7 protein-coding genes are annotated in these 14,123 nt (G+C 73.3%); 4 read left to right on the top strand and 3 right to left on the bottom strand.

What is annotated here, in order from left to right; translation table 11 throughout:
• Positions 1 to 59 precede the first annotated feature (59 nt).
• The gene (locus BLT97_RS04095) at positions 60 to 848 is read right to left on the bottom strand and encodes an ABC transporter ATP-binding protein (protein ID WP_093607230.1); all 789 of its coding nucleotides are present in this window, start codon (positions 846 to 848) and stop codon (positions 60 to 62) included.
• 188 nt (positions 849 to 1,036) lie between these two features.
• Between BLT97_RS04095 and BLT97_RS04090 the strand changes: the two genes are divergently transcribed.
• Complete coding sequence (locus BLT97_RS04090) at positions 1,037 to 2,029, top strand: ABC transporter substrate-binding protein (RefSeq protein ID WP_093607229.1); 993 nt, start codon at positions 1,037 to 1,039, stop codon at positions 2,027 to 2,029.
• Between the two features lie 137 nt (positions 2,030 to 2,166).
• On the opposite strand, the gene BLT97_RS04085 is transcribed toward BLT97_RS04090, so the two are convergent.
• The gene (locus BLT97_RS04085; protein WP_093607228.1) at positions 2,167 to 3,318 is read right to left on the bottom strand and encodes a M20 family metallopeptidase; all 1,152 of its coding nucleotides are present in this window, start codon (positions 3,316 to 3,318) and stop codon (positions 2,167 to 2,169) included.
• Positions 3,319 to 3,513: 195 nt separating this feature from the next.
• Between BLT97_RS04085 and BLT97_RS04080 the strand changes: the two genes are divergently transcribed.
• Genes BLT97_RS04080 through BLT97_RS04070 form a run of 3 tightly spaced genes read left to right on the top strand, consistent with a single transcriptional unit; the run spans position 3,514 to position 12,868 of the window.
• A complete protein-coding gene (locus tag BLT97_RS04080) occupies positions 3,514 to 11,244 on the top strand; it encodes an amino acid adenylation domain-containing protein (protein WP_093607227.1) in 7,731 nt (2,576 codons plus the stop codon).
• Positions 11,241 to 11,444 (top strand): MbtH family protein, encoded by a 204-nt coding sequence (locus BLT97_RS04075; protein ID WP_093607226.1) that lies wholly within the window; start codon positions 11,241 to 11,243, stop codon positions 11,442 to 11,444. The genes BLT97_RS04080 and BLT97_RS04075 overlap by 4 nt, the downstream gene beginning before the upstream one ends.
• Positions 11,441 to 12,868 (top strand): DHA2 family efflux MFS transporter permease subunit, encoded by a 1,428-nt coding sequence (locus BLT97_RS04070; protein WP_093607225.1) that lies wholly within the window; start codon positions 11,441 to 11,443, stop codon positions 12,866 to 12,868. Before BLT97_RS04075 ends, BLT97_RS04070 begins: the two co-directional genes overlap by 4 nt.
• Before the next feature lie 51 nt (positions 12,869 to 12,919).
• Here the strand turns inward: BLT97_RS04070 and fes are convergent, their stop codons facing one another.
• Complete coding sequence (fes, locus tag BLT97_RS04065; protein WP_093607224.1) at positions 12,920 to 14,110, bottom strand: enterochelin esterase; 1,191 nt, start codon at positions 14,108 to 14,110, stop codon at positions 12,920 to 12,922.
• Positions 14,111 to 14,123 lie beyond the last annotated feature (13 nt).

Raw genomic sequence — 14,123 nt, 5'->3', positions numbered from 1 at the left:
TGGGCGGGCGTGCGGTCCCGGGCGGTCCGGACGGGCATGCGGCCCGGCCCCGGGGCCGTCTAGACGGGCATACGGTCCCGGGCGGTCGGGATGACCACCGGGGCGCCGTCGCCCGGGGCCGCGAGGATGTCGGCCTCGATCCCGTAGAGCCGCTCGACCAGTTCGGCCGTGACCACCTCGTGGGCCGGGCCGTGCGCGACCACATGCCCCGCGTGCATCGCGACGATGGTGTCGGCGTAGCGGGCGGCGCCGGCCAGGTCGTGCAGCACCATCATCACCGTGCGGCCCGCGGCGGCCACCTCCCTGACGAGTTCGAGGACTTCGACCGCGTGGCCGAGGTCGAGCGCGCTGGTCGGCTCGTCGAGCAGCACCACCGGAGTCTGCTGTGCGAGCACCATCGCCAGCCAGCAGCGCTGGCGCTGGCCGCCGGAGAGCTGGTCGAGGCGGCGGCCGGCGAGGGCCGTCGTGCCGGTGGCGGCGAGTGCGTCCCGTACCGCCGCCTCGTCCTCGCGTGACCACTGCCGGAACAGGCCCTGGTGGGGGTGGCGGCCGTAGCGGACCAGCCCTTCGACGGTGACCGCCTCGGGAGCCTGGGGTGACTGGGGGAGCAGCGCGATGAGGTGGGCGGCCCGGCGCCGGCTGAGCTGCCAGACGTCCTCGCCGCCGATGCGGACCCGGCCCTCCGCGGGGCGGTGCAGACGGGCGACGGTGCGCAACAGGGTTGATTTGCCGCACCCGTTGGGGCCCACCACGGCGACCACCTGTCCGCTGGGCACGTCGAGGTCGACGTTCTGCACGACCGGGTGGCCGGGGTAACCGGCGCTGAGACGTTCGGTGGTGATCTGCACCGGTTCAGTGGCCTTTCCTGCCGTCTGTCGCCCACGGGCGATTGCTTTGCAAGGTAAGGCTAACCTAATCTCTGCTCGTTGTCGGCGGCCCGTCGTGCGGCGGTCCGGTGTGCTCCCGCATGCCCCAAACCGCACGTCCCGGGCCCCGTCATGCCCTCACGTCCCCCACCGGATTCCGGAGCGTTCTCATGAAGTCCCTTACTCTCACCGGCAGTCGCGCACTGCGCTCGCTCGCCGTCGCGGGAGCGGCCGCCCTGCTGCTCGCCGGCTGCGGAGGCTCCGACTCCGGGGGCGACAAGGCGAAGTCCACCGACCAGGCCGCCGCGTCCGGCGGCACCCGTACCGTCAAGGACGCCACGGGCAAGGCGATAGAGGTCCCCGCCCACCCCAAGCGGATCGTCACCCTCACCCAGGAGGACCTCGACGCGGTCCTGGCGCTCGGCATCGAGCCGGCCGGCATCACCAACGGCCAGGGACTCAACAAGCCCCCGGCCTACCTGGAGGAGAAGGTCGAGGGCGTCCCGGTCGTCGGCAATCTGTTGCAGCCGGTCATGGACAAGGTGATCGCCGCCAAGCCCGACCTGATCCTCGCCGGAGACATGCAGGACGAGCAGGTGCTCAAGCAGCTGCGCGAGATCACCCCGGCCACCCTGGTCACCATGGCGCCCACCGACGACTGGAAGCTGTCGCTGCGCGGCATCGGCAACGCCGTGAACAAGCTCGACGCCGCCAACAAGGTCATCGCCGACTACGACAGTGCCGCCAAGAAGGCCGGCGACGAGCTCGGCAAGGCCAAGGGCTCCGAGGTCAGCATCGTGCGCTGGAACCCGGACGGTCCGAGCTGGATGGAGAACAAGCAGTTCGCCAGCGGCATCGCCCTCGACATGGGGCTCAAGCGGCCCAAGGCGCAGGACAAGGACGGCAACGCGCACACGCCGGCCCTGAGCCTGGAGAAGATCGAGGAGATCGACGGCGACTGGCTGTTCCTTTCCACCCTGACGCCGGACGGCGAGAAGGCGCTGAAGGACGTCCAGGGCAAGCCCGCCTACAAGGAGCTGGACGCCGTCAAGAACGGCCATGTCACCACCGTGGACGGCTCGGTGTGGTCCACGCGCGGCGGACCGCTGGCCGCGCAGGTCGTCCTCGACGACATCAAGACGGCGCTGACTGCGAAGCAGTGAGTTGGGGGGCCTGGGGTGGCCCGCGGCGCCTTGACTCGCTGGGGGCCGCCGCTCGCTCGCCCGCCCGCTCGCGTGCCCGCCCGCCCGTGTCAGGGCGGGCGGGCGGCGGCACGTCCGGAGGACCGGAGGTCCGGAGGTCAGGCGGTGCGCGCGGCGGCGAAGTCCGCCGCCGTCCACGCCAGGCCCACCGCCCCGTCGAGCAGGGCCTGTTCGCCCTTGGGGGAGCGGGCGGCCTCGGCGAACTCCGGCTCGTGCGGGCCGCAGGCGCCGCCCGTGATGTCGAGCACCGGATGGATCGCCGGCACGCGATGGGAGACGTTGCCCATGTCCGTGCAGGCGAACGCGCCCTTCGCCATCGGCTCGGGCCGCCCGAGCCGCGCGGCGTTCTGCCGCCACAGCGCGATCAGCGCCGGGTCCGTGCGGAAGTCCAGGTAGTCGGGCTCGGGGCGGGTGAGCGTCACCTCGCAGCCGGTGGCGAGCGCGCCCGCGCGGAAGCAGGCCTCGACGCGCTCGCGCAGCTCCCGCAGATCCTCCGCCGCGAGGGCGCGTATCTCGTACGAGGCCGTGGCGCGGGCCGGGACGAGGTTGGGCGCGTCGCCGGCGAACGTCGTGACGCCGTGCACCTTCCAGTGCGCGGGCAGCTGCTGACGCAGCAGGCCGATGGCGACCTGTGCGACGGTCAGGGCATCGGCCGCGTTGCGCCCCTCGTGCGGATCGAGGCTGGGATGCGCGGCCTGCCCGGTGAACTCCACCTCCAGCGTGCCGAGCGCGAACGAGCTGAACTCGGCCACCTCGAACGGGCACGGATGCACCATCATCGCCGCGTCCACCCCGTCGAACGCGCCCGCGTCGATCAACAGCGCCTTGCCCGCGCCCCGTTCCTCGGCCGGCGTGCCGAGCACCCGTACCGTCAGACCCAGTTCGTCCGCGTACGGGGCCAGGCCGAGCGCCGCGCCCACCCCGGCCGCCGCGATCAGGTTGTGGCCGCAGGCGTGCCCGAGGCCGGGGAGCGCGTCGTACTCGCAGACCAGCGCGACGGTCGTGGGTCCGCTGCCGGCCGTCGCGGTGAAGGCGGTCTCCAGGCCGTACGCGGGCGACGTCACCAAGTAGCCCTGCTGCTCCAGGAGTTCGGCGCACCAGGCGGCGGCCTGACGCTCCTCGAACGCTGTCTCGGGGTGCTCGTGGATGCGGCGGCTGAGCGCGAGCAGGGCATGGCGGTGGCGTGCCGTGATGCGTTCCGCGATGGCCGATTTGAGTGCGGTGGGTGCGGTGGCGGCGGTGATGGTCATGATTCGTAAGATAGCTTAGGCTTACCTAAGTTCGCGGCTCCGGTCCTTGGGGCCGCACGCGTCCCGCGCCTGCCTGCACCGCTGCGGACCATCGACCGACCGCTGCCGCGAACCGTCGACCGACCGCTTCCGCGGGTCAACGACCCACCGCTTCTGCGGACCACCGACCAGCCGTACACCTCGGGGAGTCCTCCCATGCGTGATCCAGAGACCGAAGACCGCACCGGCGCGAGCTCCGCGGGCATATCCGGAGGCGAGGTCCGGCTCCCGCTCCTCGCCGCCCAGTCGGGCATCTGGCACGCGCAGCACCTCGACCCCGCGAACCCCGTCCTCAACACCGGCGACCGCGTCGAGATCACCGGACCGCTGGACGCGGACCTCTTCGAACAGGCCCTGCGCCAGGCCGTCTCCGAGGCCGACACGCTCAACCTGGAGTTCTCCGAGGGGCCCGACGGGCCGCTTCAGCAGGTCGTACGCGACCGCCCTTGGACCCTCGAACGGCTCGACCTGCGCGCCGACCCCGACCCGCGCGCGACCGCCGAGGCCTGGATGCGGGCCGACCTGGAACTCCCCGTCGATCCCGTCGCCGGCCCCCTCATGACACAGGCCCTGCTGCGCATCGACGACGAGACGCACTGGTGGTACCGACGCGTGCACCACATAGCCGTCGACGCCTACGCGCTCACCCTGATCTCCTCCCGCGTGGCCGCCGTGTACACGGCGCTGACCAAGGGCGAGGACCCCGCGCCGAACCCGTTCGGCGCGCTCGGCGCCCTGATCGCCGACGAGCAGGCGTACCTGGGCGGCGAACAGCACGCCGCCGACCGCGAGTTCTGGCGCACCCGCTTCGCCGACCGGCCGCGACCCGTCACGCTCGCGGGCCGCCCCGCCGCCCCCGCCCGCCACGTCCTGCGCCGCGCCCACGACCTCGCGCCGGGCACGGCCGACCGGCTCACCGAGGCGGCGCGCGCCGTCAAGGCCACCTGGGCCGAGCTGGTCATCGCCGCCACCGCCGGCTACACCCACCGCATCACCGGCGCCGAGGACATCGTCCTCGGTCTGCCGTTGATGAACCGGCGCGGTCCCGAAGCCCTGCGCACCCCGGCGATGCTCGTGAACGTCATGCCGCTGCGCATCGCCGTGCGCCCCGCCGACACCGGAGCCGAACTCCTGCGCCGTGTCGTCCTGGAGGTCCGCTCGGTGCGCCGCCACCAGCGCCACCGGCTCGAAGAGCTCCGCCACGACCTCGGACGGTCCGCCGACCCGGGCCCGCTCTTCGGGCCCATGGTCAACATCAAGGCCTTCGAGGACGAGACCCTGGACTTCGCCGGCCTGCCCGGCACGGTGCACAACCTCGCCGCCGGACCCGTCGACGACCTGGCCGTCACCGCCGCACCCGGCCGCGCGGGCGGACTGCGGCTCGGCCTGGACGCCAACCCGGCCTGCTACGACGCCGGTTCACTCGCCACGCACGCACGCGGCTTCCTGCGCTACCTCGATGCCCTCACCTCCCTTCTGCTCGACGACCCCGGGCGGCCGGTCGGCTCCCTGGACCTGCTGGACGCGGACGAGATCCGCTCGGCCACGGCGGGACGCACGGAGCCGCCCTGCCCGCGCACCCTGCCCGAACTCTTCGCCGAGCAGGCCGCGCGCACCCCGGACGCGGTCGCGGTGCGCGGAGCCGCGGACGGCGCCGGGCAGGCCCTGACCTTCGCCGAACTGGACCATGCGGCCAACCAACTAGCCCACGAACTCAGCGCGTCGGGCGTGGTGCCCGGCGATCCCGTGGCCCTGGCCCTGCACCGCGGCACCGACACCGTGCTCGCGCTGCTCGCCGTGCTCAAGGCGGGCGGCGTCTGTCAGTCGCTCGACCTCGGCCACCCCGCGCAGCGCCTCACAGCCGTTGTGGCGGATGCCCGCCCGGTGTGCGTGCTCGGCCACGCGGCCACCGTGCGCGCCCTGCCCGCGCCGGTACGCGAGGGCCTGCCCGCGCTGCTGCTCGACGACGCGGAGACGCGCGGGCGGATCGCGGGCCGGCCGGGCACGGCGCCTGCCGCGCCCCGCCCCGAGCAGGACGCGTATCTGATCCACACCTCCGGCTCCACCGGACGCCCCAAGGGCGTCGTGGTCACGCACGCCTCCCTCGCCAACCTGTACGCGGGCCACGGCACCGACCACATCGCGCCCGCCGTCGCCCGCACCGGACGTGAGCGGCTCGCGGTGGCGCACAGCGCCTCGTTCGCCTTCGACGCCTCCTGGGATCCGATTCTCTGGATGGCGCACGGCCATGAACTGCATGTCCTGGACGACGCCACCTACCGCGACACCGGCGCGCTGAACGCGTACGTGCAGACGCACCGCATCGACTACCTCGACGTCACCCCCTCGTACGCCGAAGCGCTCGTCGCCGAGGGCCTGTTGGAGCCCGGGCGGCACCACCCCGCCGTGATCGTGGTCGGCGGCGAGACCGTGCCCCCGGCGCTGTGGCGGCGGCTCGCCGGCACGCCCGGTGTGCGCCCGATCAACCTGTACGGGCCGACGGAGACGACGGTCGACGCGTACTACTGGCTGCCGGCCGGAACGGAGGGCGCGGGATCGGAGGGCGCAGGAACCGAGGGCGCTGTAGCGGGGGACGCCGGAACGGAGGCCGCCGCAGCGGCGGTTGCGGCCGGTGCCGCGGCGGCCGACTCGGCGGGCGCGGCAGACGCGCAGGGGGCGGGCGGCGTGCCCGCCGACGTCGGCCGTCCCATGCGCGCATCCCGCGCCTACGTCCTCGACTCCTCCCTCCGGCCCGTCCCGCCGGGCGTCACCGGTGAGCTCTACATTGCGGGCGCCTGCCTCGCGCGCGGCTACCTCGGACGCCCGGACCTCACCGCCGAACGCTTCGTCGCCGACCCCTTCGGGCCGCTGCACGGAGAGCCCGGAGCCCGGATGTACCGCACCGGCGACCTCGTGCGCCGGCGTGCCGACCACACCCTCGAGTTCCTCGGGCGCGCCGACGACCAGGTGAAGATCCGCGGCTTCCGGATCGAACCCGGCGAGATCCAGACCGTGTTGGCGGCGCACCCCCAGGTGGCGCAGGCCGCCGTGATCGCCCGTGACTCCGCGCACGGCAAGCGGCTGCTCGCCTACGCGGTACCGGCCAGCGGGGCCGCCCCCGACCCGGCCGCACTCCGGGACCACCTCGCCGCCCGCCTGCCCGAGCACATGGTGCCGAGTGCGCTGCTGCTGCTCGACGCGCTGCCCCGTACGCCGAACGACAAGCTGGACCACCACGCGTTGCCCGATCCCGTGCCCACGGCCGAGGAGCCCGCCGAGACGGGCCAGGGCACGCCACAGCAGGACCTGGTCCGCGGACTGTTCGCGCGCCTTCTCGACCTGCCCGAACTGCCCTCCCCGCACGCCGACTTCTTCGCCCTCGGCGGTCATTCCCTGCTCGCGGGCAGGCTCGCCGCGCGCCTGCGCGAGACCTTCCGGGCCGAGGTCACGCTCGCCGACGTGTTCCGCGCCCCGACGCCCGCCCGGCTCGCCGCGCTCGTCCGTGAGGCCGCGCACGACGCGGACCGGCCCGTGCTCGAGCCCGCCCGCCGCCCGGCCGCCGACGCACCGCAGCAGCCGAACGCCCCACGCCTGGACGGCACCTCGCACCCGGACGGCACCTCGCGCCGAGACGACGCCCCACACCCGGACGGTGCCACGCACCACATCGCGTCCCACCACACCACTCACCCCCCGCTGTCCCCGGCGCAGAAGCGCCTCTGGTTCCTGCACCGTCTCGAAGGCCCCAGCCCCACCTACAACATCCCGCTCGTCCTCACCCTCACGGGCCCTCTCGACCAGAGCGCGCTCCAAGCTGCCCTGCGCGATGTCACGGAGCGTCACTCGACACTGCGGACCGTATACGGCACCGCTGACAACGAGCCGTTCGCGCAGGTCATCCCGGCTGCCGAGGCTCACGTACCGTTCGCCGTCGAACCGCTGACGGACCCCGCCCCGCTCGCGACCCGGCTGCGGGCCGCCGTCCGCCACCCCTTCGACCTCGCGTCCGAACTGCCGCTCCGCGCCACACTGTTCACCGACGACACGGATGGGCAGCACACCCTCCTCCTGCTCCTCCACCACATAGCCGCCGACGGCGCCTCCACCACGCCCCTCGCCCGCGACCTCGCCACCGCCTACGCGGCCCGGTCCGAAGGCCGCGCCCCGCAGTTCACCGCGCTCCCCGTCGCATACGCCGACCACACCGCCTGGCAGCAGCGCCTGCTCGGCACCCCCGAGGCGCCCACCCCGTATGCCACCCGGCTCCTCGACCACTGGCGCGCCACGCTCAGCGGCCTCCCCGACGAGCTCGAACTCCCCACCGACCGGCCGCGGCCCGCCGTCGCCTCGTACGAGGGAGACGCCGTCCCCTTCGAGATCGACGCGGCCACCCACACCGCCCTGCGCACCCTCGCCCGCGACACCGGCACCACCGCGTTCATGGTCGTGCAGGCCGCGCTCGCCACGCTCCTCACCCGGCACGGCGCCGGCACGGACCTCCCCATCGGCACCCCGGTCGCCGGCCGCGAGGAGGACGCGACCGCCGATCTCGTCGGCTTCTTCGTGAACACCCTGGTGCTGCGCACTGACACGTTCGGTGCGCCGACTTTTTGTACGCTCCTCGACCGGGTCCGCAGCACAGTGCTCGCCGCGCACCAGCACGCCGAGCTGCCCTTCGACCGCCTGGTCGAGGACCTCAACCCGCCGCGCTCGCTGGCCCGGCACCCGCTGTTCCAGACCATGTTGGTCTGGCAGTCCGTGCCCGACACGGAGTTCCGGCTCGGTGCGCTGACCGCCCGGATGGACGCCGTGCCCTCGGGCACCGCGAAGTTCGACCTCACGCTGAACGTGGGGGAGCGGGCCGGGGGTGGGATCGGCGGGTTCCTGGAATTCCGTACGGACCTCTACGACCGCGCCACCGCGCAGGCCTTCGCCGACCGCCTCGCACGGCTCCTGACCGCCGCCGTCGCCCGCCCCGACACCCCGATCGGCCTGCTCCCGCTCCTCTCACCCGAGGAGCACCACCAGGCGATCGTCGAGTGGAACAACCCGACGTCCCCGGCCCTCGGCCCCACTGAGCCCACGGACCGACCTACCACCCCGGCGCCATCCACCACCGAGCACCCCACCACCGAGCCCCCCACCACCCTCGCCACCCGCTACGAAGCAGTCGCCGCCCGCCACCCCCACCGCACCGCCGCCACCTGCGGCGAGGAGCACCTCACCTACGCCGAACTCTCCGCGCGCGCCAACCGCCTGGCCCGCACCCTCACCGCGCAGGGCATCGGCCCCGGCGCCATCGTGGCCCTCGCCCTGCCGCGCTCGCTCGACCTCGTCGTGGGGCTCCTGGCGGTCGCCAAGTCGGGGGCCGCGTATCTGCCGATGGACCCGGACTATCCCGCGGACCGGCTGGCGTACATGCTCCAGGACGCGCGGCCCGCCGCCCTGGTCACCGACTCCGCCACGGTGCGCAGGCTGCCCGCCAACGACCTGCCCCTCGTCCTCGTCGACGCCCCGCAGGGCGAACGCCCGGCCTTCCTCGGCCCGCACGACCGGTTCCCGCAGCACCCCGACCACGACCTCACCGACGCCGAACGCACTCGCCCGCTGCGCCCCACCGACATGGCGTACGTCATCTACACCTCGGGCTCCACGGGCCGGCCCAAGGGCGTCCCCGTCACGCACCACAACGTCCTGCGCCTGTTCACCGCCACCGAGCACTGGTTCGGCTTCGAGGGGGCGGCCGAGCCCGACGTGTGGACGCTCTTCCACAGCTACGCCTTCGACTTCTCCGTCTGGGAGCTGTGGGGCGCGCTGCTGCACGGCGGCCGCGTCGTGGTCGTGTCCCACCTCGTCAGCCGCGACCCGGCGGCCTTCCTCGACCTGCTCGCCCGCGAGAAGGTCACCGTCGTCAACCAGACCCCGTCGGCCTTCTACCAGCTGGCCGCCGCCGACCGGGAACGCCCCGGCACCGAACTCGCCCTGCGCTACGTCGTGTTCGGCGGCGAGGCCCTGGAGCTCGGCCGGCTCGACGACTGGTACGCCCGGCACGCCGAGGACGCTCCCGTCCTGGTCAACATGTACGGGATCACCGAGACCACCGTGCATGTCTCGTACTTCGCGCTCGACCGCGAGACGGCGGCCGCGAGCGCGTCGAGCACCATCGGGGTCAACATCCCCGACCTGCGCGTCTACGTCCTGGACGAGTACCTGCAACCCGTACCGCCCGGCGTCACCGGCGAGATGTACGTGGCCGGCGAGGGCCTCGCGCGCGGCTACCTGGGCCGGCACGCCCTGACCGCGGAACGCTTCGTCGCCGACCCCTACGGCCCGCCCGGCACCCGCATGTACCGTTCGGGCGATCTCGCGCGCCGCCGCACGGACGGCCGGCTCGACTACTTCGGACGCGCCGACCACCAGGTCAAGATCCGCGGCTTCCGGATCGAACTCGGCGAGATCGAGGCCGTGTTGGCCGCCCATCCGGAGGTGGCCGACGTCGCCGTGATCGTCCGCGAGGACACCCCGGGCGACAAGCGCCTGGTCGCGTACGCGGTCAGCGACCGTACCGATGTGAGCGAGGACGCGGCCGGAGACGGTACGAACTTGCCCGGGCACGCGGCCGGAGGCCGCATCGACCTGCGCGAGCACGCAGCCCGTGAACTGCCCGCCCACATGGTGCCGTCCGCCGTCGTGCTCCTCGACCGGCTGCCGCTGACGGCCAACGGCAAGCTGGACCGCAAGGCCCTGCCCGCGCCGGACCACGCGGCGGCTGTCACCGCAGGCCGCGCACCGCGCGGGCCGCGCGAGGCCCAGCTGTGCGAGCTGTTCGCCGACGTGCTCGGCCTGCCCCGGGTGGGCGTGGACGACAACTTCTTCGATCTGGGCGGCCATTCGCTGCTCGCCGTCCGCCTCGCGGGCCGCATCAAGGCCGCGCTCGGGCGCGAGGTCACCATCGGCACGGTCTTCCAGGCGCCGACGCCCGCCGCCCTGGAGGCCGCCCTCGACACCGGCGACCTGGCCGACGACCCGCTCGACGTCCTGCTGCCGCTGCGGCCCGCAGGCCCGGACGCCCCCGGCAACCCGTTCTTCGCCGTCCATCCGGCCGGCGGCCTCAGCTGGTGCTACGCGGGTCTCATCCGCCATCTGCCCGAGCACATCCCGCTCTACGGCCTCCAGGCGCAGGGCGTGGGCCGGGCCACGGCGGACCGACCGCTCCCGACGACCCTCGAAGAGCTGGCCGCGCACTACGTGGACCGGCTGCGCGAGGTCCGGCCCGAGGGCCCGTACCGTCTGCTCGGCTGGTCGACCGGCGGCATCATCGCGCACGCCATGGCCACCCGCCTCCAGGACCTCGGCCAGCGCGTCGAACTGCTCGCGATCCTCGACGCCTACCCGGCCGAGGGCTTCCGCGACCTGCCCGTGCCCGACCAGGCCGAAGCCCTCGAAGCGCTCCTGACCATGGGCGGATACGGCCCTGACAGCCTTGAGGGCAAGCCGCTCGAACTGGCCGCCGTCGCCGAGGTGCTGCGCCGCGAGGGCTCCCCGCTGGCAAGCCTCGACGACCGCACCATCGAGGCGCTCAACTCCCTCTACCTCAACACCAATCACCTGGTACGAGGCTTCGACCACCGCCTCTTCGACGGCGACGTGCTCTTCTTCCGGGCCACCGTCGACACCATCGACGACACCCTCACGCCCGAGACCTGGACCCCGTATGTGACCGGCCGGATCGAGAACACCGACGTGGCCTGCTCGCACAAGGACATGACGCTGCCCGAGCCGATCGGGCACATCGCGCGCGTGGTCGCGGACCGCATCGAAGAGATCGAGCGGACCCCCGCGCACCGCCCCACCACCCCCCACCCCGACACCCTGGAGACCCGATGAGCGACGCCCCCGCCAACCCCTTCGACGGCGACGGCGAGTTCCTGGTGCTCGTGAACGACCAGGACCAGCACAGCCTCTGGCCCTCCTTCGCCGCCGTGCCCGAGGGCTGGCGGGCCGCCCACGGCCCGTGCGCGCGGCAGCAGGCGCTGGACTGGATCACCGCCCATTGGACGGATCTGACGCCGGCCGCCGCCCGATGACCGCGGAGACCCCCAGGATCCCGGTGGCGCCCTCGCGCGCCGCCGTGGTGGTCGTCTACACCGCCGCCATGTGCATGAACGGCCTGGACTCGACCATCGTCAACCCGGCCCTGCTCACCATCGCCCGCGACTTCGGCCGGCCGGTCTCGGCGGCGAACACGGTCGAGGTCGCCTTTCTCGTCAGCCTCGCCGTCGCGCTGCCGGTGGCGGGCTGGCTGGGCGACCGGTTCGGCACCAAGCGGGTGTTCCTCGGCGCGCTCGCCGTGTTCACCCTGGCCTCGGCGGCCTGCGGCCTGTCCGGCTCCCTGACCGCTCTGGTGCTGGCACGCGTGATGCAAGGGCTGGCCGGCGGTCTGCTGACCCCGGTCGGCATGACCCTGCTCTTCCGTACGTTTCCGCCGCACGTCCGCGTGAAGCTGGCGAAGGTGCTGATCGTGCCGACCGCCCTGATGCCCGCGCTCGGGCCGCCGCTCGGCGGGTTCCTGACCGAACACCTCTCCTGGCACTGGCTGTTCTTCGTGAACGTGCCGATCGGCGCCGCCGCCGTCCTGATCGGCCTGGTCGGCATCCGGGAGCACGTCGAGGGGACCGAAGGCGGCTTCGACCGCACGGGCTTCCTGCTCGCGACCCCCGCCCTCGGCTTCCTCACGTACGCGCTGGGCTTCGGGCCCTCGCACGGCTGGACCACCGCGTCCATCCTGGTCAGTGCCCTCGCGGGGAGCGTCCTCGCGGTGGCCGCGGTGCTGCATCAACTCCGGGCCACGACACCCCTGTTGGAGCTACGGCTGTTCAAGGACCGGGAGTACGCCGCGGCGACGGTCCTTGCCCTGGTGACCTCGGCCGGTCTGATGGGCGTGCTGTTCGTGTTCCCGCTGCTCTATCAGGCGGTGCTCGGCGCCTCCGCCCTCGACGCGGGGCTGAGCGTCTTCCCGGAGGCACTCGGTCTGATGCTGGCCTCGCAGGCGGTCGACCGGCTGCTGCCGCGGCTCGGCCCGCGGCGGCTCGCGGCGCCCGCGCTGGTCCTGGCGGCGCTGGTGTTCGCGGCCCTCGCGCTGCCGGCCGTGGCGGAGAACGCCTGGGCGGTACGGATCCTCATGTTCGCGGTCGGTCTGGTGCTCGGCACCGCGGTCCTGACGATCCAGATCGCCGGGTTCGCCGGCATCGCGCCGCCCCACATGGGCCAGGCAATGGGCCTGTTCACCATCGTCCGCACGCTGGGCGGCGCCTTCGGCATCGCGGTGACCGCGGCGGTCGTCTCGGCCCTCGGCGCCTCCGGCCACGGCGACGCCGACGCGGGCCCGTACCGGGTCGCGATCCTGGTCACGGCCGGGCTGGTCGCCCTCGGCGTGGTCTGGGCCCTTCGCATGCCGCAGCGGGCACCGCAGCCACCGGTCCTGGAGGAGGAAGAGGCCGCGACGGTCTGAAGCCTCGTTGGACGAAGGGGGCGGACTCCAGATGGAGTCCGCCCCCTTCGGCTACCACCCCTTGGCCAGCCCCACGAGCCCGTCCAGGAGCCCGACCCGCCAACACGCGTAGTCGTGCCCGCCGTTGAACTCCCGGTACGTCACCTCGTATCCCTTGGCCTCGAGCACATTGCGCAGGTGCCGGTTCTGCGCGAGCAGCATCCATTCCTGAAGCCCCACCTCCAGATGGAAGCGCACGGGCCGCCGTTCGGTGATCGCGTACTGCCGTGTCAGCCACTCGCTGCCCGCGTCGAACTCGGTGTCGTCCGGCCACCAGAAGGACCCCGACTGCGACAGCACGTTCCCGAACCGCTCCGGCCGCCGGAAGCCCGCGAACGCGGCCGTGAGTCCGCCCGCGCTCTGCCCGGCGATCACCGTGCGCCTCGGATCGTGCGTGGCCCCGAACTCGGCCCGTACCCACGGCAGCAGCACATCGGCCAGCCAGTCCACGAAGGCGCCGCTGCAGCTCAGATCCCGTACGCGGGCGTCGCGTCCCATGGTGTCCACCATGACGGTGACCATCGGGGGCAGCAGTCCCTGGTCGACCGCGGCGTCGAGTGCCCGGCCGAAGCCGAGCCGCGGACCCCAGACCTCCCCGTCGAGCAGTACGGCCACCGGGTGCGGGCCGGGACGCGAGGGCCGGTGGACGTAGACCCGGCGCCCGGACACCTCGGCCTCGACCGTCCGGTCCTCCCCGTCCTCGTACGTCATCTGGGCCGGGGCGTCCGGCAGTTCGAGGACCGACGCCCCCTGCCGCCTGCCGTCCCCCGGAAGCAGCGCACCCCGGTTCAGCGGATCGGGCACGGCCCCGTCGAGCGTCCGCAGCCACGCCGCGCGATGGGTGCCGAGCGTCTCGGACCTGGGCCCGCGCGCCACGTGGAACTGGTACGAGGCGCGGTGGTCGGCCCGCAGCCGGTACGCCAGCGCCCACACGTCCGTGCCCTCGACCCGCCGCATCGCATGCGGCGTGAGGTCCCCGGCGTGCCGGTCCTTGTCGGTGACGGTGTGCAGGAGCACCACCACGTCGTCCGCCGGCTCCTTCTGATCGTCCCGCCATACGAAGGTCACCTGACGGTACGCCGGATCCGCCGGGTCCTCCTCGACCAGCGGGGTGCCGAGCGTCTCCAGGCGCTCCCAGAACTCCCGGACCGCTTGCGGCCCGCCGTCCCGCAGCGCGGTGAGGACAGGGCTTTCGTACGACATCGGACTCCTTGCG

Origin of the sequence: Streptomyces indicus, assembly GCF_900100315.1 — a bacterium.
Classification (GTDB): domain Bacteria; phylum Actinomycetota; class Actinomycetes; order Streptomycetales; family Streptomycetaceae; genus Streptomyces; species Streptomyces indicus.
The sequence above is the reverse complement of the archived record's forward strand: the minus strand, read 5'-3'. Positions and strand labels throughout refer to the sequence as shown.

Bases quoted from the DNA above. Each gene is read 5' to 3' on its own strand.
- BLT97_RS04080 (WP_093607227.1), top strand. From the start codon at position 3,514: ATGCGTGATCCAGAGACCGAAGACCGCACCGGCGCGAGCTCCGCGGGC.
- BLT97_RS04075 (WP_093607226.1), top strand. From the start codon at position 11,241: ATGAGCGACGCCCCCGCCAACCCCTTCGACGGCGACGGCGAGTTCCTG.
- BLT97_RS04085 (WP_093607228.1), bottom strand. From the start codon at position 3,318: ATGACCATCACCGCCGCCACCGCACCCACCGCACTCAAATCGGCCATC.
- fes (WP_093607224.1), bottom strand. From the start codon at position 14,110: ATGTCGTACGAAAGCCCTGTCCTCACCGCGCTGCGGGACGGCGGGCCG.
- BLT97_RS04070 (WP_093607225.1), top strand. From the start codon at position 11,441: ATGACCGCGGAGACCCCCAGGATCCCGGTGGCGCCCTCGCGCGCCGCC.
- BLT97_RS04090 (WP_093607229.1), top strand. From the start codon at position 1,037: ATGAAGTCCCTTACTCTCACCGGCAGTCGCGCACTGCGCTCGCTCGCC.